Below are 25,274 nucleotides of genomic sequence, written 5' to 3' on the forward strand. Positions count from 1 at the left end.
TCTTTTTATGCACTTTTAGAAAATAAAGACTAATAAAAAATTGCTCAACGCCTGGGCCACCACCGCCGCCCAGTAATTCTGCGTGATGCCGCCGAGAAACGCGATGAAACAGCCAATGCCCACGGCGATCCCGGTGGTAATGGCAATTTCTGGTGCGTACAGCAGGCCCTGAATCACCCCGCTGATCAAGATTGCAACCGTCAACATCGCGTAATGGCGATTCGTCCACAGGCCATTGAACCACAGCCGCGTAAAGAGTGTCTGTTCAATTAGCGGCAGCACCAAAGCCGCCACACCAGTCACCGTTAACCGCGCGGCCACAGGTAAATCGTGCGTAGCTTGCTGAATAGGCATTACTGGGAAGCTTGCCGAAAAATGCAGGTAGGCCATCCCAAAACGGGCGGCGGTAATCACCAACATGACACCAATTAACGGCCAGTATACCTTCGCAGCAAAAAATGAGTCGGCCCCCGCCGCTGGAGTGGGATTGGTCCAAACCAGTGCCACAATTGCGAGAATCACTGCGGCGCCGACATAAATGGCTAATGCTGGCATGGGCGGATTTTTAACCAGTACAAAAGTAAATTGATACCACATCAAACCACCATAAAGAATGGCGAGAATCAAGAATTGCGTCCATAAATAACCTTGGGTCCGTGCCTTTATCATGCGTATTCCTCCGGTATTGTGATCAATGCTTTTATTATAACGGAAAATGGCAACTGTACAATATGCTAAAAAAATGAATATCTGTTAGATTCATTTCACCATCATTGCACAATGTTAAAATGCAGTGCATCTTAAGAGTTTTTTTAAGAGGCTGTTTTTATTCTTGGTTGCAATGTTCATGCAATTTTTTGGGAGGAATTATCATGATTAAGATTTGTCCGAATTGTGGGCATCATAATACCGTCGATGCCAAGTTCTGTGTGAAATGTGGGTTCAATCTCACGGATGTCGCGGCCATTGATCCCAATGCGGCTGCTGCACCAGCTTCAGCCGCCAGTACTGCAGCACCGTCAGAAACCAGCGTTGGCGCCACCGGCAACTCTGCTGCACCCTCAAGTGCGACCAGTCAGCCGGTCCAACCGACACCATCAGCTGCCGCTAATCAACCAGTCCAACCAGCGGCACAGCAAGCTTATCAACAACCCCAACCGACACAGACTGCACCGGCTCAGCCAAACCCAACTTTGGATATGGCTAAACAGTACAGCAGCAATTATTTTTCCACCTTACTGCTGTCCTGGCAGCATCCTTCTGATGCCGAACGAATCACTGGCAGTGAACGTAAATATTTTGGTTATGTCACTTTAGCGTTGGTCGTTCTATTGAGTACCCTCAACATCTGGGCAGCCATTCAAAAAACCGGTGATTTAGTCAACAGTTTATTGGCACAATACAGCAGCGACATTACTCCGGTCTTCCGCTACCTGTTTGGTGGTGATCTCAATGCCCAAACCATCAGCAATTACATTGCCACCAAAACGAGTGGGATTTACCTGCAATTCTTTGTGTATGCGTTGATCATGATCGCTATTTTCGCAGTCGTCGGTTTTGTGACTCGCCGTTTTCTAATCGGTGATGCGATTGGTTTCACGGATTACACCAACCGCTTCGCTTTCCGGGCGAGCGCCACCATTCCAACGCTGCTGCTCACCTTAATTATCATCTGGTTTGGCGGCGGCTCTTTCAGTTTGCTCTTAATCACGCTGCTGTTGACGATTTACCAAGTCCAACTGAACGTGGCCTTGTTCGTGACCAGCAATGAAGCTCGGCAAAATGGCAAAATGGATCGGGTGTTCAGCTTGGTCATCATGCAGGTGGTGGCCAACGCCGCGGCTTCCTATTTGATGCTTTCTTGGTTTAGCGGGGTCATCAGCCGCTTTACCACCGATCTGCGCTAATGCGCCGCTTCAATCGTTTCCTTGTCATCCTCTCGCTATTGTTGGTCACTGTTGGCACGCTCGCGGCTTGTCAAAAGCCAGTGTCAAAAAGTGGCCAATCAGTGGCGAGCACGACAAAAACACGTAAAAGGCCAAGCAAAAAATCCAGTACCAGTAAAAAGGAAACTGCCACCAAGCCAGTGGCGCCGACACTGCTCGATCAACTCGAAAAAAAGTCCGGCCAAACCTTGGCGTATTCACCATTTGGTGATTCTGTTTCGGTTGGTCTATTTGCGGATAGCAAACAATCCCGCTTCACGACTCTATTTGCCCACCAATTAGCCCGAGCCACGGGCAAACAGGTCACCGAGCAAGGGGTCGCCGTAGTGGGTAAAACAGCCGCCAATCTCGGTGTGCCCCAGGTCCAAACCATCGTGAATCAGCATCCCGACATTGTCACCATCGAATTCGGTACCAATGATGCTGTCGGTGGGAAAGCGCCCGCCACCCTGGCCGCTTTCAAATCTCAACTCACCCAAATCGTGACCACTCTGCAGCAGCAAACCCAGGCTGAGTTGATTTTGATGACGACCTGGACACCGGCCAGCGGTATGTATGACGTTAATGATGCGGCATACGACGCTGAAATTAAAGCGGTGGGGCAAGAAACAAAGACGCCGGTGCTGGATCTGACACCGATCTGGCAAAACCATCCAGAAGTGGTGGGACCACCAGGTCAAAATATTCCGGATTTTGCCACGTGGGGCGGCCGGGACCAATACCACCCCAATCAGGTCGGCCACGATCGGATTGCGGCGGCTTTGATGAATTTGATTCAACAGGGGGAGAAATAAATCATGGATCTTAAGTTTTGTCCGAATTGTGGGGCACCCATTGCTGCCAATGATGATTTCTGCCAAAACTGCGGCTTTAATCTGAAGCAGTACCGAACAGACCATGCGGCCAGTGCGACGCCGCCCACAGGAAACAATATATCCGAGCAGGCCACTAAGGAACCCGTCCATTCTGCTGAAACACCAGTCAATCGTGACGCGGTACAGGCACCACCATCCGTTAAAAAGCCAGTCGTGCGTAAGAAACGTCACCATCGGCGGTGGCCATGGATCGTGTTGGCCGCAATCGTGGTGCTGGTCGCTGGCGGGTATTTTGCCGGCAGTATGTATTACAGTCGCGGCCGCCAGCTGCCGCAGCTAGCCAAAGATATGACGAGCACTGACCCCAAGACCATGCGCAAGGCGGCCGTGGACACTGACGGAACGCCATTGGCTGCCAGTGATCTAGCCCCGCTCGCCGCATTGTACAAAGCCGACCTCGCTACGCAACGGACAATGAAAACCACCGTGGCGGATGGCCGCACCAATGGCGCAATTAAAGTCACTCAAAGCGGTCGCATCCTGGGCTTATTCCCGCGCTATAAGGTGATATTAAAAACCATTAAAGTCCCGTTAACCACCAATCTAAGCGACACGCAAATCACTTGGAACGGTAACAGCGTGAGCAGCAGCAAACAAGGAAAAACCCAACAGTTCATTGTTTATCCCGGGCAATATAAAGTATTGGTCATTGGTCAGCTAAGCGGTGAGCGCAACCGCTTGAGTAAAACAGTGGCACTCTCCCCTTTCAAAACCGCTGAAACATTGGCTTTCACGGGGAAAGCAGCCAAGACCGACGATACGTTGGGTTCTTTGCTGGCCAAAGCCAACAGTGACAGCGGCAAGCAGGCTAAGAAAGATGCCGATGAAGCCGCTAGTGAAAGCAAGAAAAAGGCCGCTGAGTCCAGCAGTGCAGACAGCGATGACGACGATTCAAGCGACATCGACATGGACGACTTACCCAACGATCCGTCTGCCCGTAACGACAACGCCGATACCAATGGCCTGATTGGTCAATGGAAACAATCAGACGGTTCTGCCTTTACCTTCAACAGTGACGGCACTTATACCGGCACGGCCAATGGGAAAACAGATGGTGGGACGTACAAGGTGGTATATCGCGCAGGCGATTCCTTGAATATCCAGTTCACCAAAAACGGTGACTCCGTGGTTGAGCCCTTTGCTTTCGTGTACGGTCATTTAATCGAAACAAACTTGAAGCTCGATTGGCACCGGGTCAATTAAGCAGTGGAAAAGGAGTGGAATCAAATGGATAACATGACACACTGCCCCAACTGCGGGGCGGCAATTAAACCAGATGACGAGTTTTGTGCCAATTGCGGATTCAATTTAACCCAGTACCGGGCACAAGCGACCCAGCAAAGTCAGCCGGCCACACCCCCGCCCGCATCGGTCACCCCGACCCAACCAGCCTCCACAGCCGCACCACAACCGCCCAAAGCACCGTGGTCCAAGAAAAAGAAGTTCACTGTGTGGGGCATCATCGCCCTCATCGTGGTATTGGTAGGCGGTTACCAATTTGGCAATCATTACTGGAGTCCCCAGAACCAAGCGCAGACTGCCTTGGCAGCACTTAAGCGTGGTAATGCGGTCAGCGCTGCCCGCTATCTGACCAGCACAGATGATAAGGTTAAGGTGAATGCGACGAGTGTGAAGCCTTTCCTAGCCTATATCAAAGATCATCCCATCTACCTCAATCAGTTGAAAAACATGAGCGTAACGCCGGCTACCAATGATCATGGCAGTTCCGTGGCCTTTATCCAAAGCGGCCGCCGGTGGTTGATTTTTCCTGCCTATAAGTTTTCTTTACCGGCAGTTCATTGTGCGATCACCACGAATGCCCCGTCATCCACAGTCACGATTAAGGGCATCTCCGGCAAAGTGCTGACCGGAGAGAAGAAGAATTTCGCCGCGGGGCCTTTTTTACCCGGTAATTACACTGTGACCACAACCGCCACGATTCAAGGTAAAACCGTCAAGAGCACCAGTGAACGGGTCTTGAATCCGTATAATGATCGTGATGCGTGGGATCTGTCCTTCAAGACGGTCACCTTCACCGCCACTGGCTATCCCGGTGCCGCGGTACTGATCAATGGCGACCAGGTAGGCAAGATCGGGGACGACGGATATTTGAGCATCAAGAAATATCCCGTCACCAGCAATAATGCGAAAATGACTCAAGTTTTCAATGCCAACGGTAAGGATGTCACTTCCAATGCCTCGACAGTCTCCGGAGATGATGAATCGGACGTCATCGGGGTCTCCTATCCGGGGGTCATCAACCGTGACGATGCGTCTTCTTTCTTGTCGCAATTATTTGAAACTGGGCTGGATGCTGGACACGCGGATAATACTGACGCACAAGAGCAGTTGGCGACTTATTACACCGATGGTAAGAGTAATAAATACTATTCGGGGATGATTCAGGCGATGTCTGGGGCGTTGAAGAGTGACGGTGTGGATAGTGTACGTTTGGATACAACACTGAAGCATGTTTACCCGCTGGCTAAAAACAAGGCGTATGTGTTGTTTGATGTGAAGTGGACGTTCAGTCATGACGAGGGGGATCACATCCAGGTGTTTGAGTATAAGGGTGAGATCGATCGGATTGGTTATCACAATAACGGCTACAATGGCAACAATGCGCCTTATCGGATGAATAATTTTGATTTGTCGAAGAAGATTAGTGATACACACGAGGATAATTAGTCTGGAAATGGGCTTGGTTGTTTACCAGCCGTGCTAATGCTGCGCAATCTCCGGTGAAATGGGGCTGGAACGTGGTGACGGCGCTTTGAGCCCGCTGAGGAGCGCGGTCTCAAAGTCGCCTAACCGCATATAAACTTGCCCAGGACCGGGGCAAGTTTATTGCGGTTTCCACCACTGAGCCCCATTTCACCTCCGATTGCTCCGCATTGGCACTATATCCATTTTAATTCAGAGCCTTCTCTGAATTATTAAAAAAAGCTTTACGACCAAAGACGGCTATTATACGCCATTGGTCGTAAAGCTTTTTTTCGTTATTTAGTTACGTAGGCATATTTGTAATCAAAGTGATAGCTCGTCGGGAAGTAGACGATACCTTTGACCTGGGGGTTGTTTAAATGCAATACGTAGCGTTGGAACAGAGGGATAACGGGCTTTTCGGCTAATAGATAGGCGTGCGCGTCGCGTAAATCCTTGGTGCGTTTCGAAGCGTTGTCTGCGTCTGCCCCTTCGGCATTGGCCAAGAGGTTGTCGTATTTAGCGTCGTGCCAGTTAGTGTAATTGAAGCTGGAACTAGATTTGAACAGATCCAGGAAGGTCGTGGGGTCTGGGTAATCCGCGCCCCAGTTCTTCAGGTACAGATCGAAGTCACCCCGCTCTGCTGCGGCATCTGCTGCTTTTTGTGGCATGGTTTGGATGGATACCGAAATACCGTTCAAATTGTTTTCAATTTGGCCCTGGACATATTCTGCAATGGCTTTAGAGTCATCGTCATCCGGCGTGAGCAACCGCAAGCTCAGCTTGCCGCCGACTTTGCTCTTGGTGTCAGCCCAATTTGCTTTGGCTTTCTTCACATTGGATGGCGCTAAATTGCCGGCTTCCTGGGCAAAGTCCTTGCCACTCACTGGATCTTTGTACATCCCCTGGGGAATCATGCCCAGCGGTGGGATCGAGCCGTCACCCAGGACGGTTTTAGCGAGACTCTTGCGGTCAATCACTTGAGAAATGATATTGCGCACCGCTGTGTTGTCCAACCCCTTAGTTTTCGTGTTCACCTGCAGATAACGAATAGATGAACCGCGTCGAGGCGTGGCCTTTTCATTTTTTACATTATTCTGAGCATATTCACCCGTCAACGTCACATCGTCCAGCTTGCCGGTTTGGAATAGGTTAAATGCCGTCGCGGTTTCCTTCACGACTTGGAAATTCAGCCGAGTCAGTTTCACTGTTTTGGCGTCCCAGTAGTTCTTGTTTTTCACAAAATGCCAGCTTTGACCGGTACCATTCCAATCCTTCAAGACAAAGGGGCCGTTGGCAATGATGGTCTCTGCGCTAGTCCCAAACTTGCCATTCTGCGCCTTGACAAACTTCTCATTAGCCGGGAAGAAAGTGGGGAAGGCAAATAGGATACGCAGATACGGGACGGCGACAGACATGTTGATCTGCAAGGTGTACTTATCGATGGCTTTGACACCCAGGGTACTGGGCGCGGCCTTGCCGTTGCGGATGGCTGCTGCGTTCTCAATGCCATCCAGTAAGTAGGCATATGACGCCTTAGTGCTGGGTGTCACAACCCGCTGCCAAGCATAAACGAAATCTTCTGCCGTGACGGGATCACCGTTTGCCCATTTAGCATCGTGACGCAGCGGAATGACATATTTCTTGCCTTCATCCGTGGGCGTCACGACTTTGGTCGCAATCCCGGGAATCGGATTACTATTTTTGTCCAGCCGATACAACCCCTCGTTGTTACTGGAAATTGCGATGAGACTATTCCCGTCTGTCGCCTGGGCTGGATCTAATGTTTGAATTTCTGAACTGGTTTGAATTGTCGCCGTTTGAGTGGCGCCGCCGGTACTGCTCTTTGCGGCCGACTGCTTATTTTGCCCGCACGCCGCCAACAATACCGCAACCAGACCGACGCCGATGATGCCAATGATTTTTGTGTGTTTCATATTTTCCTCCGTTGAATTGTTCTTCAATTGCGTTGTGCGATTACCGTTTTTCGCCAACAGGCCCAACAGCGCATAGGCTCAGCTCCCTTTCTCCCAAGATGCAAAAAGGTCCATGACCACCGCAGTCAGCGGCAGTCATGGACCTTCTTAAGACATTGTCGTATTAACAAATCAACACGAAAATGCCCGCCGAGTCCATAGACTGTCGCCAGGAAAGACACATCATACATGTTGTTTGGTGGGTGAATACAGCCATGGGACTCAGCTCCTCTCGTTCGTTAATTGATACACATATGTTACTTGTTGAAAGTAAGGACGTCAAGTTTTAAATCTTCATTCAAATACGCTTTTCTCCCGATCGACTAACAGGCCACAATACGTTTGAATACCAGCAATCACCAATAAGAAAATCATCACAGGTACCCAGCTGTTCCAGATGCCGTGAAGAAGACCTGCCAGCATGGGGCCGCCAGCAGCCACAAGATATCCAATCGCTTGGGCCATTCCTGAGACCGCCGCAGTTTCTTGGGGTGTTCTGGTTTTTAAAGAGAATAATGCCATGGCCATCGTGAACGCAGCATTGGTGGCGAAACCGAGGATCACGCAAACCAGTAATGCCAACACCAGCGGCAATTTGGGCAGCATCAGGCCGCCCAATCCAAGTAAGAAGAAAATACCAATGGACCAGATTAGTGGGGCTTGGCGGGTGCGCCGACCAGCAAGATTGGGGAATATGTAAGCCATGGGGACAGCGGCGAGTTGGAGCAGGCCTAACATCAGACTCGCATTGCTCTGCGAGTAACCGTGACTCATTAGAATGGTAGGCAGCCAAGTGAGTATCGTATAGAACAGGAGGGATTGCAATCCCATGAATCCGGTTAGTGCCCAGGCTAAGGGTTGCCGCCAGACAGGTTGCTGCGGTTTTTTCGCTGTGGTTTGTTTTACCGGCTTTTTCAATGTTTCACTCTGATTCGGTAATAACTGCACGGCTATCGCGACAATTAAAGTCACGATAGGAAAAACGGTGAGGACCTGTAAGGTCAGGGGCCAGCCCAATACATTAGCAATTGGTGCACTGAATCCAGCCGAGGCAGCGGAAAAGATGGTTGACGACAGTAAATAGGCACTGGACATCGCGCCAATTTTATTCGGATAAAGAGCCGCAACCAAGACTGGCGAGAGGACGTTCAAAACGGCAATAGCACAGCCAATTAACAACGTGCCAAACAATAAGAGCGGGAATGAATACACGCGAAATAACGAACTGACCGATAAAATGATTAATGCGGTCGTCACCACCGGCATGATGCCGAATTTGCGCGTCAGTCCGTTAACTAATGGAGAGACCAACGCAAAACAGATTAATGGAATGGTGGTCAAGCTGCCGAGGAACCAGTTCGGCATTTGGAATGAATGTTGAATATTCGTCAGGATTGGCGGGACAGCCGTCAGTACAGTACGTAAATTGGCGCCGATCAAAATAATGAGCAAGAAGAATAATGTACTACCAGTACGTTTTGAAATGGAGCGATTAGTCATGACTGGGCCTCCAATTTACCTTGTTGACTCACTGTACGAAGCAATAACAATGCTTCATCGATCGTCTGGGGTGTTAATTGTAACCGTACCGTCAAGGCAGCCAGATACGTCTCATAAATCCCAGTCGTCAACTGTTCACCAGTGGCGGTAAGCATGAGTTGATACCGACTCAAATTATCGGGATCGGTCTGTTTATTGATGAGACGACGTTCAATAAGACTATCCACTACCGTTGACACGGTACTTTTGTTCAGTTGGAGAATACCTGCCAAATGACTAAGCGAAATGATTGGATAATCAGTGAGCGTATCCATCACGAGCAACTCATTAGGCGTTAGACCATGCTGGCGGGCGTGATCACGTAGCATAGCCCGTTCAAACCGACGTAGTTTACGCGTCAATCGGGTAATTTCCTTAAGTTTTACGATATCAGCCAATGCTAACGACCTTTCGAATCGAGATAGTGTTCGTTTTCGAACAGAATAAGTATAACGATTTTTGGAAAGGTGTTCAACCAGTGCATCAAAAAAGCCGCCAAACTTCGGCGGCAATTCAGGTCTTACTTATCTTTCTTGATCTTGTCCTTAACATCATCCACTGCATCTTTAACCGAGTCCTTGGCATCGCCCAACTTCTCTTTTGCTTTGCCAAGCAAGCCCTCGGCTTTACCTTGCGCTTCACGTGCTTTGTCACCTGTGACCTTACCTTCAACTTCTTTGGCCTTGCCGGCCGCTTGATCCTTCTTGCTGTTGATCTTGTCTTCGAGACTCATTCAAATCCCACCTTTCATAATTCCCATTATCCATTGATAACACGTGTTGTGCAAGCAAATTGTGGACAATTGATGACTTGTTGGATTATTTTTTTATTAAATTCTAGTCACTGTTTCTTTTCTTCCCAGAATCGAATCATAACGCATGTAATTTATTCGTCATCCAGCCTTATAGCCATTTGGCGTGATACAATTAAACAACAAATCAAAAGTGGAGGTTGTCACATGTCAAAAGAAGAAATCGATCTCAATCAAGAGTCAGGCGGCCAGGCCCCCGTCGATACCATCGGCCAAGCTGAACAATTGCTCAAAGAGGCTACTGTGATGCAATTTTCGACGATCGACAAGCGCGGTTTCCCAAATATTGTCGCGTTAACACCCTTGAAACTGGAACGGTCACTGAAACAAGTGCTTTTTTACACAGACCGGGATACGACCACTGTACATAATATCGTTGAGTCTTCCAAGGTAAGCATTTACTGTTTTAATGAACGCCATCATTGTTCTGTCGGCTTGCAAGGTTATGCCGGTTTGGTGAGTCGCAGTGAGATTCAAAAGAGCTATGTGAATGATTTGACAAAATACCAAAAAAGCTTAAATTATAAGCATCCGGTCTTTCTGCGTTTTACCACCATTTTCGTCAAAGTCCGCTATCAGGATAATGTGACTTTTCAAAAGTTATTGAACTAAGCAAACTCTCGTTTTGGAAGGTGCCCATGATGAGTAAAAAATCTGCCGACAAACGACCACGACATATCTCCAGCTCCGCTTTATTGAAATCGATCAAGGTCAAAAAAATTCATGACTTGTCGTAGTTTGTATATCTTGCCGCGTTCATTGGTTTGGCAATTGCGGGATGGCTTTTTCGGATTCACGATATGAGCGATCCGACTGTGGCAAATGGGTCCAGGACTGAGGTGCGGGGGAAAATTAGTCGCTCAAGTTCAGCGAGCGCAAAATCAGAAACCGCTACGTCCTCATCTGCATCGTCTGTAACCGAGACTGTTGAATCATCAACTAGTCATAATGAATCGACAGCTGTCACTTCATCTGTGGAGATTAGCGCCGCTTTTAATAATTATGACCGCATCACACTGAATCCCGAAACAGCAGAAAGACAATCCGGTACCACTTTGGATGCAGCGCAAAGCTTTTTTGGAAAACCAGCCAGCTCGACACAGTCGCACGATGGGGGTGGTGACTATCGTGATCTCACCTGGCGAATTACAACTCCGGGAGGATTTGCAGTTGTTTCGGTTTCGTTTGCCGGACAACATGCGTATCAAAAGAGTATCAGTTTATTCGACTCGGCTGTACTCGCCAACATCTCTAAGATTAACGAACAGTCTGTCTGGAAACTGAAGGACGGCGACGATCGCTCACAAGTTATGACGGCTCTCGGCCTTCCAAATTCAGTTCTGGATACTTTACGTGATGATGCAACTCCTCAAACCTTTTTGAATTATACCGGGGTCAATCTCGAAAATGGACACGATCTCACCGTCACTCTTTTGGACAATCAGATCTCAAAAATGACAACAAAATAGTTTCGATGCTTTTCAGGGGATTGTTGAACCTGGTAAAATGTAATAAATAACACCGGTGACTTAATATTCGTCGGGTTGAATATTCTTGGCTAAATGAACATAATGGTTTTGAAGAAGACGCCGCTTCCTCGTTTTTTCCAAATCGCTTGATGCGTCTTTTCTGCAGAACCCAATTATCTCACCATCGGTTCCCAAACCGATGGTTTTTATTTCCAAACCATCATCACCATAATTGACTGTTTTCAAAAACATCGTTTAATTCCAGACGAGGAGATGAAGGAATGAGTATCAGCAGTAAACGATATAAAATGATTGTGTGCATGAATGGCCATCAACTGTGCGTGAACGAGGAACCTGATAAAAATGTGTGCGGTGTGTGTCCAAAATGCGGGGCCGCATTAATTGATGAATGCCCCGTTTGTCACGAACCAATCCCGGGCATTATTTCAGTTTCAACATGGGCGGTAAATCCCACCATAGCAACGCCCCATTATTGTCCTGCCTGCCAAAACCCATATCCGTGGACAGCAGATACAATCAACCGGGCATTGCAATTGTTGAACCGGTCTAGTAAATTCAGCGACCAAGACCAGGCAGAATTTGCGCAAATCATTCCACATTTGATTATTGAGACAGAATACACAAAATCAGCAAAAAACAAATACCAGTGTCTCATCCGTAAAGCAGGGCCAGCGACGACCAACGGTTTAAAAGAAATTCTCGCTAAAGTGTGCAGTGCTGACGTCAGGAAGTCACTGTGGCAAATTTAACCGCCAGCAATTACATAATAATGGCAGACTACTGCTTCGACAAAGAAGCCACGACATAACAAGTGTCAAATTGAAGATATAACAGGGCCCCCAGAATACTGAAATGTCAGCGTTCTGGGGGCCCTGTTATATCTTCAAATATTTAGGAGAGCCGTTTACCGGATTTGCAAAAGACACTGAAATCCTATACATAAAGGGATAACGGTGCCCTTTGTGTAGTATCTGTGTAGTAAAAATATTTAGTAACAAAAAGATCCGAGGCTCAAAACCCCATGGATGCATTACTACATATATGAAAATCCCCCGACAATTGCCGAGGGACTGATCGTCACATCATGGGGGAAGGATGATCACGTCAGGTAAACCTGACTACCAAAATATATCATTGATTGGCTTTTAAATCCACATCTTTTTCTAAAACGTTTTCTTTTTTCAAAATAACAGATTCTTTATGGCCGCTGACTGTGTCATGCAACACAATTAGTATACCAATATTGCCGCATGGGGTTGAACATTCTAAGAGATAATTCGGATCGGGCTCTTTTCAATTTATAACATCTGTTGTATAATTAGCTTACAATTGTAGAGGGGGATACAGTATGACGGTAACAAAAATGAGTCCGGCCAGTTGGGGAGAATTGAAAATGTCTATTTCAACTATGTCTTTTAAGACAATTGATTTAGGCTCAACGGAAGTTGTGTTTCATCTTTTCCCTCCCGAGGAAGATTTCTTGATCACGCTCACGTACTATCCCTATGGGGGAATGTGTGCTATTCATCTTTGGCATAGCAAACGCCATAGGATCCTTGGTGCCTCAGCAATATGGGACAAAAATAGCATGAGCTGTTATGCCTACACGATCCCTGATGCAATTGAAAGAATTAAGTCCCACTTGAAACTAGCAAAACGTTTAATTCATTCCGGTGAATCCAAGTGAATCATTTTGTTGCACCACCTAATTATGGAACGTCAAATTTTTGCCATAAAAAAAAGCCCGGGGCCGAAGCCTCGGGTTTTCTATTACAGTTCAACTTTGACTTTATTGGCATCGATCCAGCCGCCGATTTTGACGAACCCGCCATCACTGGATACAGTGCTCACTTGCCATCGACTGCCAACTGGTAGGTATTTAATGCCTGCCTGCTTTGGCTTAGGTACTGCCTGTGTGTATGCATCATTGGTGACAACCTGTACATTTTGCCCAGTCCAATCGCCGGCTACGATGCCTTTGTTGATCTTGACAATAGCATCATCTGGATTGATCAGGCCGCCAACTTTCAGCCAGCCTTTGTCGAGACCGGTGACAACCCAACTTGTACCGTAAGACAATTTGCGGCCGGTTGCCTTGTGATTGTAATCGTATAGGACCGCTCCGTTTGGATTAGTGATCCAGGCTAAGCCATAAGCAGTAACTGGGATCAGCCCGGTTAATTTGCTCAAATTCATATCGTTATCTCCTTGATGTGCTTCTTGCGTACTGGCATACCGATATGCATAAAAATAGGGGCACCCATCGGCGGCCCAGTATGCGTCATGATTATTAATACTCACACCGTTGTGTGCGTAGTTGCAGTGGATAATGTTGTCGTGATCAATGAAGATACCCGTGTGGCCACCAGCACCTGCACTATCACCAATCTTGCCCCAGATGAACACGTCGCCACGTTGGGCATTCCAGTTGCTGTTATCTGCTATCCGTTGCCAGCCGTTAGCTAACAGCCAATTATGCATGGACTCGGTGTTGAGCACATAGCCAGCAGACGGCATGCCGCCAGCACGAAGTGCCGCATAAACAGCGCCTGAGCAATCTGCTGTGCCATCAGTACCAGTGCGACTGCCATCCATGCTGTAAGTGACACCATTCTTCTGCAACTGGTACATGTAAGCAATTGCGGCATCAATGCTGAACGACATTAATGTCAGCTCCATTCGCATCTGTACCTGCATCTGGTAAAGTATCCTTGACTGACGTACCTTGCCCATTGGCTGGCAGCGGATCGGCCGGCACCGGGTCAGGCACGGTATCCTTGGCCGGTTTACTGTACGTGAGTGCCTGGGCACTATCAGTAACACCGGCTGTCGTAGGGTCCGTTACTACCCCAAGAACAGCCAGTACAGCAAACACTGCATTGACCACACCCGTCAGTTCCTTGCCCAAACTGGCAAAGTCACAGTTATAGCCGAATACCGCAGCGACTGATTGTCCGACTAATAAAATAGCCGGCACCAAGGCCAGCCAAAACTTTACGGACAAAAAACGAACTTTCCAATTAATCTTCATTGTCACTATCTCCTTTATCTTCTCTGATACCTACGTGGTCCTCTAAACGAGTAATCCGCACTGAATGGCTGCCCAGCTCAATGTCATGGTCCTTAATGCGCCCATTGATTGACGCAAGCGTCTGTTCATGTGCTTTAAGTTGCTGGCCAATCTGCTCAGACAACCGCTGAATATCAGCTCGTAGCGGGTCCAAAGCAATCTTTTTGAACAGCCAGCTGCCAGCACTCACGAGCACACCAATTGCTGTTAGGGACTCGGCCCATTCAGCAATACTTAATCCTAGAATAATGTGCATTGCCTAGCTTCTTTCTTATGCTGCGGGTGCAGTTGCCGGTGCTACATAGTCCTCACCTGTGGCTTGCTTGTATTGGTCACTCGAAATGAAGCCAACCTGAACGAATTCTTGCATGTCTTGCTTGGTGAAAAGACCCAATTTGAAATAATCAATGATGAATGTCATGTGCAATTTCCTTTCTACTTTGCTGCTGTTGTGGTTGTTGTGGTGGTTGATGCTGAATCAGCTGCTAACTGTTTGGTGAGTTGTGCAACGGCTAAGTTTGCTGTTGTTGCGGCTTGATTAGCATTGTTTGCTGCCAGTGTTGCTGATGCTAACTGTTTTACTAACTCTGCATTGACATTTTTAAGGGCAATTATTTCTGACGTGTTGGGGTCAACATTGGAATCTTCCCACTTTTCTAACACACCATTGTATTTTGCTACTTTGCCTTGCAATTCGGTTGGAATCGGTGTTTCAGTCATTGGATAATTAACCACTGCATCTTGTGGGACATAAACAACTGTGTAAAAATTGCCATCTGCTTGCTGGCTTTGATAAGTCATAAAGACCTGTTTGTAAGTGTCATCTTGTGGCGTTGTGCTTGTTGTAGTTGTGCTTGTGTCTGTGCTTGTTGTATCTGCCAAATGAATCAATCCTTTCATTACTGCTTTACTGTCTGAAGTTTTGTAACATATCCCGCGTTATCACCAGCATAAATATTGAATTGGCTATCTACTGCTAATGAAATGATGCTTCCTGGTGCAGTCCAGTTCCACACTTGATTGCCAGTGCTATCAATTTTGATAACATTGTCACTGCTATCGCCAATGTACACATTGAATTGGCTGTCTGTGCAAATTGATTGAATGTAATCTGCAAAAAACGATTGCCATACTTGACTGCCCGTGCTATCAAGTTTTGTAACGCCACCCTCAATATCACCAGCATAAACATTATTCTGACTGTCTGTGCAAATTGAATAAACAGTGCCGGTTGCGGCCCATTGCCAGTTCTGACTTCCTGTGCTATCTAACTGTGTAACATTGCCATTATCATCGCCAGCATAAACATTGAATTGGTTATCAACAGCAACAGAGTGGATCATACTTGTTCCTTTCCACTGCCAGACCTGTTTGCCAGTGCTATCAAGTTTTGTAACATAGTTGCCCTCATCACTGGCGTTGCCCTCATCACCGGCATACACATTGAAATTGCTGTCTACTGCTACAGAAAAAGCATTTCCTGAACTCCACTGCCAAATTTGTTTTCCAGTGCTATCAAGTTTTGTAATGCCACTGGGAGAAGCTAGATAAACATTAAGCTGACTGTCTGTGCAAATTGAATTAGCAGACTGGTTCATTTTATTCTGCCACACTTGACTGCCAGTGCTATCTAACTTAGTGACATAACGACTATAATCACCGGCATACACATTGAAATTGCTGTCAACGGCTACAGAATAAACGTTACTTGGTGCTTTCCATTGCCAGAGTTGAACTGGTGCACTTAAAAATGGTGATGTGACTGATTGATAAACACACTTACCACCATACCAAGCACTGGCAATCTTCTTGCCACCATAATAAAGTGACTGTAATTTTTTGCCATCATAGTAAATTGGCATTAGCTTGCCTCCGGCACAAGATAAAGAACAGTGGTGTTTGTTGAGGAATCACTAGATGCTGTCGTTTCATCAGCAACAGACACAATCTTGGCATCTAAAGCGGCTTGAACTTGGCTTTGATTTAAGTAGGTAGACGCGGCATCTGCTGACTTTAAGTAAGGCGTTAGGTCTGGCGTGGTTCCATCCTTGCCATCTTTACCATCAGCACCTGCTGGACCAGTTGCACCCTTGAGTGATGCTAAAAAGTCGGCTTCTGTGCCTGTGTTGCCAGCATCCAGCCAGACTTGGTAGGCAGATTCACCGGCAGGACCTTGTAACTCACCACCATCGTTCCAGCTGCTATTTTTCCAGATGTATAAATGCCCGTTGACTAGATAGGTATCGCCATCTGTGTTTCCAGTGGCCGGTAGTTTATCGACAGAATCAGCTGAACCTTTCAGCTGAATGCCATCGCCGGTATCACCTTTAGCACCAGCAGGACCAACAGGACCAACAGGACCTGTAGCGCCTGTGTCACCTTTTTCGCCTTGCAAACCTTGTGGACCAGTATCACCTTTAGGACCAGTTGCACCGGTTGCACCAGTTGGACCAGTATCACCTTTAGGACCAGCAGGACCTTGAATACCTTGTGGACCTTTATATTTTGGATCATTAGGAATGTCATCAACCAGTGACTGTGCTGCTTGTGCTGCTTGATTGGCTGTGGTAGCGGCTGTGTTAGCACCTGAAACCGCAGTATCTAGTGTTGATTGGGCGCTATCAACAATGCTTTGCAGTTGGGCTTTGATACTGTCCAAACCACTTACATAATCGCTGTTATCAATGTCTGTACTAATGTCATTGGCAACATTAATCACAATATTCTCAGTGCTGTCTACCAGTGTGCCATCTGTGTTGTACAGCTCAAACCAGCCAATACCATTTGCAGCAAAAACTTGACTGTGAATTGGGTAGGTAACAGTGCCGGTTGTGGCATCAGTTGCAACTGTAACATTTGTGTCAGAAACACTTTTGCCACCGGCTTTAGCATCCTTAAATCTTGCTGATAAGCCAGTTAAATCATAAGGTGTGCCATCACGATCTAGCAGTTGAGCAGTCAAAGTTAAACCTCTCTCTGACCGGCGTAGATACAAATGCTGTTCAATCTGCCCTGTTTTGTTTGTTGTCAGTGTCATCTTTGGCAGCGTCATTAGCATCACCTACTTTCTGCTGAATTTTGTCTTCCGTTGAGTTTCCAACTCTGGCTTGCAATTCTTTATTTTCGTTTTGCAACTGAGATATAACCAACGCTTGTTTTGCTATTTTCACTGCTTGCTGAGAAATAATGGTTGATAGCTCTCCAGCCGTGGCATTCATAGCTTCGTTTACATCAACTTGCATTTTTTACCTTCATTTCTAGTCTGTGACAATGTGATGATCTACACCATTGAAATTTAAGTAGAACCCTTGGCCTTTGTAGCCACCGCTTTCGATATACTTCAATTCGGCAGCATTTGAGTCATCACCAAAATAAATACTGGAGCCAACCGTACGTATGTCGTTCGCAACATATAAATCTGCGTAAATATCGACGCCTTGGTGAAATCTTGACCATGACCAGGCTTCTAAACCGCCTCCAGTGCTGATGCCATGAGCCGCACTGATTTCTGTTTCAATGCCTCCATCACCATCGTTGAGTGAAATGCCGGATGTGCCAGTGATTTGACAGGCATCCATTTTCAGCCCTGTGACGGTGCCAGCAGTAATTGACTCAGCCACAATCCGACCTTGAGAGTCAATAGCTGATCGGACTAGATTGCCATTGCTGTAAAATCCTAGACCATTCGCATCGAACTTCATATATGAATCGTCATCGTTAACAGCTCTTAAATCCTGAGGGGTTTGCCAGTTTGGATAAGCTTGAATTGTGGCCGTTCCACTGGAATTAATCCAGTCTGAAACATCAGTGACTGTTTGGTCCACAATTTCCATTTGGTTCTTGACAGCGGTTATTGAGTCACCCTGAATGCCCAATTCTTTCATGACATTTTCGATGGCTGCATTCTGGTCTGAGCCTTGTTGCTGTAAGGCTGAATGAATTTGGTCAAACAGACCTGTGGCTTGTTTGCTTGCCTGCTGAGTTGACTTTTCAACAGCTTGTTGCTGATATTGCTGCACCAGGTGTGTATAACTGATTGGTGGCTCGCCGATGATGATCGAGTCGTAGCGATGGGCTGGAATATCCCACACTGTTTCACTAACTTCCGCATCTTCGGCAATATCTAATTTGTCAAACTCAACAGACACACGGTCGTATAGACCAATCTGTGTCAGCTGAGAATAATCACCAGTCATTTGTGCATAATTAAGTGTCAGTGTCACAGTGGGATAGCCAATGCGGTAATCCTGCATGTAAGCTTGGGCAACTTCTCTTAATTTGTCAGCATCTTGAATGTTGTAATCCGACAAATCGACGGGCAAAACACGCAGCCGTTCATCGTTTGCAGCCAAATCAGACTTAAGAATCAGTTCGGGTAACTGAACAGTGACATCAGCCACTTCATCGTCGCTGTCGCTGTCACTTGGGCCAGCCGGTGTCACATCGTCAGCAGACGTAAAGCTGAACCACTTGCTATCCACCCATTCATTGGTGGCTACTTCATACCACGTGGTACCATTATTGTCTGCCTGGGCGGTGATTTTCCAGCGGCTGCCTGCTTGGAGATATTGACCAGTGGGTGCCACGTTGTACGTTGGAGATGGATAAATAGGCACCTTGCCTAATGCCTGAGCTTCTTCGGTGTTTTTATCATCTACCGTGGTTGGTGTGACTGTGCCATTAGAGCTAAAGTCGCAAACATCTGAAGTGATCCACTGATTGGTGGCAATGCGATACCAGGTATTACCATCACCACCAGTGGCCTCGCCTGTCACTTGCCACTTTGTACCATTTGCAACATGTCTCTGAACATATCCAGCACCACCCGGAGCCGTATAAACCGGTGCACCACCGGCATCATCTGTTTTGATGATGACAATGCCACGACATGGAACGATCACAAAGTCTGTGTTTTTTTCAACACTAAAATAGGTTGAGTCGATCCAAGAATTAGTGCCGATGTTGTACCAAACATGGCCGGCAGAATCAGTGGCTTTATACCAAATTTTGAAGCGCTCACCATTGCCAACATACTCACCAGTTGCTTTTTTGTCGGCAAATGGGCTTGTCCAGATGGCAATAGATTTAGGGCCGGCATAGCTAACAACTGAGCCAACACCTTGGAAAGGCACGATTAGGCCCGTGCTGTCTGTATTATCGCCAATTGTAATGGTGCCAGAGCCTGAAACGTTGTTGACCACATAGCTGCCAGATTTGTCAAACGTGAAGAATTGACCGTCAACCCAATTGTTCGTGCCAATTTCATACCAGGTATCATCATTAACCGTGTTATCACTAGCTTGCCGGCTCACTTTGTAGTAGGTGTCATTTTGGACTGTGCCCACAACTTTGTGACCAGCATACGGTGTATCGTACATTTGAAGCCCACCAGTGCCGACATACTGAACAATACCAGTTCCACTAAAAGCTGTGCTGGTGTCTGTTGTGGTTGATGTGCTGTCCGGAGTGTATGTTGCAAAAGGCATGATGGCTGTATACGTCTTATCGATCTGCTCATCTTGCTCAATCGTTTGAATATTGCGGCCATATTTGACAATAATGTGTGTGTCATCACCACCATGCTGCAACAATTTTAGATTGTAGTTATCAGCTACCCATTCACCACCAAACAATGAGGCCATAGAGTTGGTCTGGTCACCAGCCTCATCGGCATCAATGAGCATATCCATCGTGTTGTTTATACTCTTAAAATCAAATCCAATGTTTGCTACCTTTGTGATGTCACTTGAAAAATTTAGTGATGGGATTGGATCTGCAAGTGCTGATGAAATTGCTGAAAATGTATCTGATGGGCTGGCATTTGCAATGGAAATGGTGGATGAAATCGTGTCATATGCCAAGTCTCCCCAAATCTGTGACGCTTCAATTGTGACTGCTGCGCCACTCTTAACAACTCTTGTTATTCTAAACTTTTGTCGCAGTGAGTCTGGGCCACAATCGGCTAAAATGATTCGACCTTTTTGCAACTCTTTTGCCAAAGGATCAGCTGGGTTGTAAGTCATGTTGAGCACACCCACTGCATTGCTATCTCTGGTAACAGTGCCGGTTAAAATTCCTGTCAAATACCCTAAGCCTAACGTGTTGGTGTCATCACTAGCTCTTTCATAAAGAATTGGAAAACGTAAATACTCAGTCAAGCCAGACACCTCCAGTTAGGTTGATATTCAAATCCTGTGTAGCTACCAGTCAGTGAAATTGTGTTGTTTCCAGGGGTTAAAACTGGAAAGTCATTGTCTGGAAAAATTGCTAAACCTGCCCGACTGTCAGTCAAAGTTTTATAAACCAATGCCCGTTCACTATCGACATAAATTTCGTCGTCAATACCATTAAGTTGGTAGGCTAAGCCATTAACCGTCAGCGTCAAATTGCCAGTTCCTTTGATGTGCCAGAGTGGCTCTGCTGACCACTGCTCTGTGTTATTTACCTGTGCTGGCACTGATTGCCATTGTTGACCATCAAGCCTTTTCAAAAACGGTTTACAATCGAACTGTACAATCACCTGCGCCCACATATTGTTAGTGATGGTCATTGTTGGAGCAGCGGAAACATGTGCTTCCCACTCGTATCCAGAGATTAGATCTGCTGTTAGCGGAGAATAGTCATCTCCTGCCACCCAGTTTCTTATTTCTCTGCCTATGGATTGAAGAGTGGGCGATTGAAAAGGCCGGTGAAGAACAAAAGTAACTGGTTGAACAAAGTTTTTATAGCGCATATTGCTCTGGATTGTGTCACCATTGACCCCAGGCACTGAAACAGCAGTTATATCGGATTCTGGGTGGACAAACTCAAATGGATAACTGATGGCCAGATGGAACTCGTCGCTGGTATGACCGTTGAAACCTATTCTGCTAATTGCCACTCAAATTCAAACCTCCTTTATTCAAAGATCGTGCCAAATTTTGACGGATGTATTTATCTTCCTGTGTTACTAATGCTTTGCCGTCCACGTTAACGGTGGTGCTTACATCCATGTCGGATGTGGCAAAAGCAGTCAAAATGCTGATTAATGTATCCAGCTTTTTGCTGATTGCGCTGCCTGAATCACTAGTATTAGTTGTTGAGCCTAGGTTTTGATTGATGTTGCTCACAGCTTGACCAAGTAATTGCCAAGCTCTAGATGCTTTAGCTGCACCTAGCGGCAATACTGTTTCAGGACCATCTTCGCCGATAATGGCTGAAAGTGGCTGATTCACTAATCCACCATTTGCCATCCGTGGTGCACCAGTAGGACCATCATTCTTCCAGTCCCATTTGTACATACCTCCCCAACTTGGATAGGTGACGTAGCCAATACTATTTTGCCAGTCGCTATTATTGAAAAAGTGCACAAAATTATCGAGAACACTGCTTCGATTGTTGTGCCCCGGCACATCATAATAGCTCCACGTGCTTGGAATGTATTGCAACAGCCCTACACTTGCCATGCCAGCCCGTGCATTGTCATCGGTTAAATTTGCAGCATTACTATTGCCACCACTTTCACTCATGGCAACATTGGCTAAAGCTTTTATAAAGTCATCACTAGGGTTAACGCCCATGATGCTTGCAGCTTGACGGGCAATTGCTTCCAATTCAGGGTAAGATTTCTTTGCTCCACCACCTAGAGATGAATCATCCATGGATTGCTGAATCTTTGTCAGCTGTTTTTTGAACCAACTAGCAACATTGCCAATCAGCTTATTAATCACACCACCGGCTAAATCACTGAACATTTTGACGCCACCGGAAATGCCACTAACGCTAGATTTAATTAGCTTCCCAACATTTTCAATCGGGTGCGCTAACCAGTCAGCTACTTCTTTAGCTTTATCCCAAGCGCCGCTGAAGAACTTACCAACACTGCCAACGACACCACCAAGATCATAGTGTTCAATTCCGGCTAAGCTCATTATTGCCTTTGTTTCTTTCCCATTGAAAACACGAGTGCCTTCTGGAAGTAGACCAGTGGCATTGCGCTTTTGAGACATACCGACTTGACCATTTGGCAGCTGATACAGCTCTTTCCAGTCAGGGCCAGCACCATCGTTGACCATGACCATGTGCAATTTCTGAGTAACCACGCCACCTTGCTCGAAATGAACAGGTGATAATTTATGAAGAGCAGACTTGCCAGTAAACTTTTCCCAGACCCAGTTGATGCCTGAAATGGCTCCATTTATAACATTGATTATTGCATTCATTCCGTCGCTGGCAGCGTGTTTCATACCACTCCACATGTCACTGAATGCAGATTTCATGCCAGACCATGCAGCATTCCAAGCACCTTTGATTGCACCGAGGGTTGTTGAAATAACATTTTTGATGCCGCCAAAAACGTCTGAAACAATCTTCTTCATGCCAGACCAATAGTCCGACAGCATTTTCTTGATGTCTGACCAGGCTTTTGACCAATTGCCACTCAGTAAATCCATGCCAACCTTGAGCAAGTCAGTGATGACCTTTAATGCTGACGAAATCGTGTCTTTGAGCACTTTCCAAGTGGCAGACAGAACAGATGAAATAACATTCCATGTGCCCTTCCAGATGGCTGGCAGCACTTTTGCATAAACTGTAAACTCTGCCTTGAAAAATCCAAACATAATATCTACAACTGGCTTGATTGCTTTCCAGGCATTTGAAATGATTTTAACGATCAAAGACCACGTTGTCTGGAATAGCTTACCAATCAGGCTTAAAATGGGCTGAATACTCTTCCACATGCTCTGCCTTCCGGAAACAACAGCCTTCAAAGCTGGCTTCAAAGCATTGCCTATCACTTTGACTACGTTATTAACTGCATCATGAAAAGGCTTTATGTGCTTGTAGGCTTCATAAAAAGCGGCTCCGGCTGCCACAACCGCAAGAACAATGCCACCAGGTCCAGTCAGCAGAAGTTTTAATGCACCAAAAATTTTTGTGGCTCCACCCAAACCACCAGCAGATGATAGCTTTGACAATGCTCCAAAGTCTTTAATGCTTTTCAGAGCTGTTAGACCTTTGAAAGCTCCTGTAAGTGCACCTGTAAACTTGACTATTTTTGTCGTTGCCCATAAAGCCACCAGTGTTTTGGCTAGAGTTTGAATGCCACTCTTGTTCTTGGCGATATTTCCTAGCGCTGTGTTAGCATTCTTGAGTGGATCGGCTGATTTTTTGGCTCCAGAACCCATCAAACCTAGGCTCTTGGCTATGCTCGAAACAACGCCAGAGATTGTGCGCCAGACAGCTGAACCAAATGTTTTAGCAATGGATAACACTGATGAACCAATGCCAGTAATGTCACTCCGATGTGCTGCTAGATAGCCTAACAGCTTGGTCGCTTGCTCTGCGATGTTAGCTATACCTTTGCCCAACATTGTAGCTGCACCTTGAACAGCTGAACTGGACATTAGGCTGGCTAGTTCTGACATACCAGTGTTTTTGATGGAGAGCAGCGGTGCAGACATCTTTTTCTTCAGGACATCCCATGATGCACTCATCTGAGCCTGCGCACCTTCAGCAGTTTTGCCAAAGTCTTTATAAATGTCACTTGAGTTTTTGCCAGCCTTAGCCAACAGATTAAGGAAGTCGGTAGACGAAACTTTGCCAGCACTAACCATCTTTGCAAATGCATCTTGAGAAACACCAGCCGCTTTGGCTAATTGAGATCCTAAGTTTGGAGCTGTCTTTTCGAGCCTTGCCAGAGAAGAAGTAGACAACTTTGTTTGTGAAGTGACTCGGGTTAACTGCTTTGCGAAGCCAGATAACTGGTCACCATTCAGCCTGGCGCCTGTACCAATGGCAGTAATGCCGGCTGTAACCGCTTCTGTCATCTTTGTATTGCCGTGCGTAACAGTATCGACAGTTTTCTGCATTCCACCGATTACTGAAATGGCTTGCCCAGACTTGGATGTTAGATCACTGACTTGATTGCCTAATGACTTAACATCTTTGGCTGACTTACCCATCTGCTCCCATGTGGTGGCAGATTTTTCGCCTTCTTCATCCAACTCTAGACCAGATTTAACTGTGTCTTTGATAGCACCTGAAAGATCAGACCAGCCATTGGTGATAGCATTTGAAACCACACTACCCTCAACAATTTTTTTGAATAATGATGGCGTCTTTTCTGCTTGTTTGTTTGTGCCACTGATTGCTGTCTTGATTCTATCCCAAGCAGACGGATTAGCTTTGTCCATTTCAGATTGGAGACTGGTCATTGAAGACTTGGCTTTGGCTAGAGATGTAGCTGTTTCATCAACCCGCGTCTTCTGCGTACGCCATGCGTCTGAATCCTTGCCACTAGCACTGGCAATCTTATCCAGTTCAGCTGACTGCTTGGACAGTTGTTCATTCAGATTGCTAATGGACGACTTATAACCTTCAAGTTTGGCCTTATTGGCCTCTTGCTCTTTACCCTCTGCCTGCAACCGAGTGACATATACTTGATTAGCGCGTGCGGCCGCTGTGTACTCACTCTGTAAAGCGGCTAACCCAGACTTCTGATAGTCCATTGCTGCTTTGGCTCGCTCTTGTTGAGCCTGCATACTGGCCAGCTGCTTGTTAGCACCATCAATTTGTTGCTGATATTTCAGAAACTGTTGAGCTGTTTCGGAAGTATTGCCTTTAAGCTCTGATTGCTTGTTTTTAAGAGCATCAATCTTTGACTGCTGTGCTTCAATAGATTTGCCCAAACCTTCATACCGAGCTTGAGCTGCGCCAACAGCATCACCAGCACTTTTCATCTCAGCTTCTTGTGCTTTCCATGCTGATTGGCTGGATCTAACAACCGCTGTTAGTGACTTGACGGATTCGCTAGCAGATAACAGGTCCAGGGCAATGCTGGTTGACATTGTTGCATTAATTTGCTGTGTCATACTTTATTTAA

General features: G+C 46.5%; 24 protein-coding genes. 8 read left to right on the plus strand and 16 right to left on the minus strand.

What is annotated here, in order from left to right; translation table 11 throughout:
* Positions 1 to 15: 15 nt before the first annotated feature.
* The gene (locus FD09_RS11310) at positions 16 to 669 is read right to left on the minus strand and encodes a CPBP family glutamic-type intramembrane protease (protein ID WP_057821419.1); all 654 of its coding nucleotides are present in this window, start codon (positions 667 to 669) and stop codon (positions 16 to 18) included.
* Positions 670 to 872: 203 nt separating this feature from the next.
* Between FD09_RS11310 and FD09_RS11315 the strand changes: the two genes are divergently transcribed.
* From FD09_RS11315 to FD09_RS11330, 4 genes are read left to right on the plus strand one after another with little or no spacing between them, the layout of a single operon-like run.
* The gene (locus tag FD09_RS11315; RefSeq protein WP_057821422.1) at positions 873 to 1,907 is read left to right on the plus strand and encodes a zinc ribbon domain-containing protein; all 1,035 of its coding nucleotides are present in this window, start codon (positions 873 to 875) and stop codon (positions 1,905 to 1,907) included.
* Positions 1,907 to 2,740, plus strand: a complete 834-nt coding sequence (locus FD09_RS11320; RefSeq protein WP_057821424.1) for an SGNH/GDSL hydrolase family protein — start codon at positions 1,907 to 1,909, stop codon at positions 2,738 to 2,740. Before FD09_RS11315 ends, FD09_RS11320 begins: the two co-directional genes overlap by 1 nt.
* A 3-nt stretch (positions 2,741 to 2,743) precedes the next feature.
* Positions 2,744 to 4,024, plus strand: coding sequence for a zinc-ribbon domain-containing protein (locus FD09_RS11325; RefSeq protein ID WP_057821426.1), 1,281 nt, complete (start codon positions 2,744 to 2,746; stop codon positions 4,022 to 4,024).
* A 24-nt stretch (positions 4,025 to 4,048) separates the two neighbouring features.
* On the plus strand, positions 4,049 to 5,509 hold the full coding sequence (locus tag FD09_RS11330; protein ID WP_057821428.1) for a zinc ribbon domain-containing protein: 1,461 nt from the start codon (positions 4,049 to 4,051) through the stop codon (positions 5,507 to 5,509).
* 311 nt (positions 5,510 to 5,820) lie between these two features.
* Here the strand turns inward: FD09_RS11330 and FD09_RS11335 are convergent, their stop codons facing one another.
* From FD09_RS11335 to FD09_RS11350, 4 genes are all read right to left on the minus strand, one after another.
* A complete protein-coding gene (locus FD09_RS11335) occupies positions 5,821 to 7,461 on the minus strand; it encodes a peptide ABC transporter substrate-binding protein (RefSeq protein ID WP_157053784.1) in 1,641 nt (546 codons plus the stop codon).
* Positions 7,462 to 7,794: 333 nt separating this feature from the next.
* The gene (locus tag FD09_RS11340; protein WP_083487824.1) at positions 7,795 to 9,000 is read right to left on the minus strand and encodes an MFS transporter; all 1,206 of its coding nucleotides are present in this window, start codon (positions 8,998 to 9,000) and stop codon (positions 7,795 to 7,797) included.
* Positions 8,997 to 9,437: a MarR family winged helix-turn-helix transcriptional regulator gene (locus FD09_RS11345; protein WP_235812276.1), complete on the minus strand. Its 441-nt coding sequence runs from the start codon at positions 9,435 to 9,437 to the stop codon at positions 8,997 to 8,999. The genes FD09_RS11340 and FD09_RS11345 overlap by 4 nt, the downstream gene beginning before the upstream one ends.
* A 122-nt stretch (positions 9,438 to 9,559) precedes the next feature.
* The gene (locus FD09_RS11350) at positions 9,560 to 9,772 is read right to left on the minus strand and encodes a CsbD family protein (RefSeq protein WP_057821432.1); all 213 of its coding nucleotides are present in this window, start codon (positions 9,770 to 9,772) and stop codon (positions 9,560 to 9,562) included.
* Positions 9,773 to 9,997: 225 nt separating this feature from the next.
* Here FD09_RS11350 and FD09_RS11355 point away from each other — a divergent pair, with 225 nt between their 5' ends.
* The 4 genes from FD09_RS11355 (at position 9,998) to FD09_RS11375 (ending at position 13,027) form a co-directional block, all read left to right on the plus strand.
* On the plus strand, positions 9,998 to 10,462 hold the full coding sequence (locus FD09_RS11355) for a pyridoxamine 5'-phosphate oxidase family protein (protein WP_057821434.1): 465 nt from the start codon (positions 9,998 to 10,000) through the stop codon (positions 10,460 to 10,462).
* A 188-nt stretch (positions 10,463 to 10,650) separates the two neighbouring features.
* Entirely contained in the window at positions 10,651 to 11,319 is a 669-nt protein-coding gene (locus tag FD09_RS11360; RefSeq protein WP_083487826.1) for a DUF3862 domain-containing protein, read from the plus strand.
* Positions 11,320 to 11,600: 281 nt separating this feature from the next.
* The gene (locus tag FD09_RS11370) at positions 11,601 to 12,089 is read left to right on the plus strand and encodes a DUF2321 domain-containing protein (protein WP_057821440.1); all 489 of its coding nucleotides are present in this window, start codon (positions 11,601 to 11,603) and stop codon (positions 12,087 to 12,089) included.
* A 599-nt stretch (positions 12,090 to 12,688) separates the two neighbouring features.
* On the plus strand, positions 12,689 to 13,027 hold the full coding sequence (locus FD09_RS11375) for a hypothetical protein (RefSeq protein ID WP_057821443.1): 339 nt from the start codon (positions 12,689 to 12,691) through the stop codon (positions 13,025 to 13,027).
* Between the two features lie 83 nt (positions 13,028 to 13,110).
* Here FD09_RS11375 and FD09_RS11380 read toward each other — a convergent pair whose 3' ends face one another.
* The 11 genes from FD09_RS11380 to FD09_RS11425 form a co-directional block, all read right to left on the minus strand.
* The gene (locus FD09_RS11380) at positions 13,111 to 14,004 is read right to left on the minus strand and encodes a peptidoglycan amidohydrolase family protein (RefSeq protein ID WP_057821445.1); all 894 of its coding nucleotides are present in this window, start codon (positions 14,002 to 14,004) and stop codon (positions 13,111 to 13,113) included.
* Positions 13,988 to 14,371 (minus strand): phage holin, encoded by a 384-nt coding sequence (locus tag FD09_RS11385; protein WP_057821447.1) that lies wholly within the window; start codon positions 14,369 to 14,371, stop codon positions 13,988 to 13,990. The genes FD09_RS11380 and FD09_RS11385 overlap by 17 nt, the downstream gene beginning before the upstream one ends.
* Positions 14,361 to 14,666 (minus strand): hypothetical protein, encoded by a 306-nt coding sequence (locus FD09_RS11390; protein WP_057821449.1) that lies wholly within the window; start codon positions 14,664 to 14,666, stop codon positions 14,361 to 14,363. Before FD09_RS11390 ends, FD09_RS11385 begins: the two co-directional genes overlap by 11 nt.
* Before the next feature lie 15 nt (positions 14,667 to 14,681).
* Positions 14,682 to 14,831 carry an XkdX family protein gene (locus tag FD09_RS16015; RefSeq protein ID WP_083487828.1) on the minus strand — a complete coding sequence of 50 codons (150 nt, stop codon included), beginning with the start codon at positions 14,829 to 14,831 and terminating at the stop codon, positions 14,682 to 14,684.
* Positions 14,832 to 14,845: 14 nt separating this feature from the next.
* A complete protein-coding gene (locus FD09_RS11395) occupies positions 14,846 to 15,310 on the minus strand; it encodes a hypothetical protein (protein ID WP_057821451.1) in 465 nt (154 codons plus the stop codon).
* Positions 15,310 to 16,272 carry an outer membrane protein assembly factor BamB family protein gene (locus tag FD09_RS11400; RefSeq protein ID WP_057821453.1) on the minus strand — a complete coding sequence of 321 codons (963 nt, stop codon included), beginning with the start codon at positions 16,270 to 16,272 and terminating at the stop codon, positions 15,310 to 15,312. Before FD09_RS11400 ends, FD09_RS11395 begins: the two co-directional genes overlap by 1 nt.
* The gene (locus FD09_RS16945; protein WP_268873294.1) at positions 16,272 to 17,462 is read right to left on the minus strand and encodes a BppU family phage baseplate upper protein; all 1,191 of its coding nucleotides are present in this window, start codon (positions 17,460 to 17,462) and stop codon (positions 16,272 to 16,274) included. Before FD09_RS16945 ends, FD09_RS11400 begins: the two co-directional genes overlap by 1 nt.
* Complete coding sequence (locus FD09_RS11410) at positions 17,413 to 17,652, minus strand: hypothetical protein (protein WP_057821456.1); 240 nt, start codon at positions 17,650 to 17,652, stop codon at positions 17,413 to 17,415. The genes FD09_RS16945 and FD09_RS11410 overlap by 50 nt, the downstream gene beginning before the upstream one ends.
* A gap of 15 nt (positions 17,653 to 17,667) precedes the next feature.
* On the minus strand, positions 17,668 to 20,433 hold the full coding sequence (locus FD09_RS11415) for a phage tail spike protein (protein WP_235812281.1): 2,766 nt from the start codon (positions 20,431 to 20,433) through the stop codon (positions 17,668 to 17,670).
* 131 nt (positions 20,434 to 20,564) lie between these two features.
* Entirely contained in the window at positions 20,565 to 21,290 is a 726-nt protein-coding gene (locus tag FD09_RS11420; protein ID WP_057821460.1) for a phage tail family protein, read from the minus strand.
* Entirely contained in the window at positions 21,280 to 25,263 is a 3,984-nt protein-coding gene (locus FD09_RS11425) for a tape measure protein (protein ID WP_057821462.1), read from the minus strand. Before FD09_RS11425 ends, FD09_RS11420 begins: the two co-directional genes overlap by 11 nt.
* Positions 25,264 to 25,274 lie beyond the last annotated feature (11 nt).

It is taken from the genome of Schleiferilactobacillus perolens DSM 12744, assembly GCF_001435585.1.
GTDB lineage: Bacteria > Bacillota > Bacilli > Lactobacillales > Lactobacillaceae > Schleiferilactobacillus > Schleiferilactobacillus perolens.